Source organism: Gudongella sp. DL1XJH-153 (genome assembly GCF_049310905.1).
In the GTDB taxonomy this organism is placed as follows: Bacteria; Bacillota; Clostridia; order Tissierellales; family Tissierellaceae; genus Gudongella.
Window position 1 is genome coordinate 1 of record NZ_JBMEMN010000087.1, and the last position, 736, is coordinate 736.

1 protein-coding gene is annotated in these 736 nt (G+C 33.0%); it reads left to right on the forward strand.

Annotated elements, in window-relative coordinates; all coding sequences use genetic code 11:
- Nucleotides 1–736 (forward strand): IS110 family transposase (locus ACOEN1_RS13470; protein WP_422487406.1); only part of this gene is annotated, 736 nt, incomplete at both ends.

The following is a 736-nucleotide window of genomic DNA, read 5'->3' on the forward strand; positions in this document are numbered from 1 at the left end:
ATTTTATGTTTTATGTTGGTATTGATATTGCTAAGAAAAATCACGAGGCTTCTATTATTGATTCTAATGGTAAGCTTATTGATAAAAGCATTTCTTTTTCAAACTCTCAGGCTGGATCTTCTAAATTAATTTCTTTACTTGAGAAATACAGTATCGGTACTTCTAATGTTGTTATTGGAATGGAAGCTACTGGTCATTATTGGCTTAGCCTTTATTCTCATCTTTTAGATTTAGAATACACTGTCTATGTCATTAATCCCATACAATCTGATGCATTTAGAAAGATGTATATCAGACAAACTAAAAATGATTCTAAGGACTCTTTTGTAATCGCACAAATCATGAGATTCGGTGAGTTTTCCACGACGTCTTTAGCTAATGACAATATTATGTCTTTACGCCAATTATCTAGATACCGTCTAGCTTTGGTTGATGAATGTTCAGATTGGAAACGTAAATGCATTGCCATTCTAGATCAAGTTTTTCCAGAATACTCTAAACTATTTTCAGACACTTTTGGCATAACTTCCAAGGAACTTTTATCTAAATATCCTACTCCTGAAGATATGTTGTCTGTAGATACACAGACACTAACTGAGCTTTTGTCTAAATCTAGCAGGGGTCGTTTTGGTGCTCTGAAAGCTGTTGAGATTAAAGAATCTGCTAAGAATACTTTTGGTATTAGCTTAGCTAGAAATGCATTTGCTTTTCAAATAAAGCAAATCATTGCCCAAAT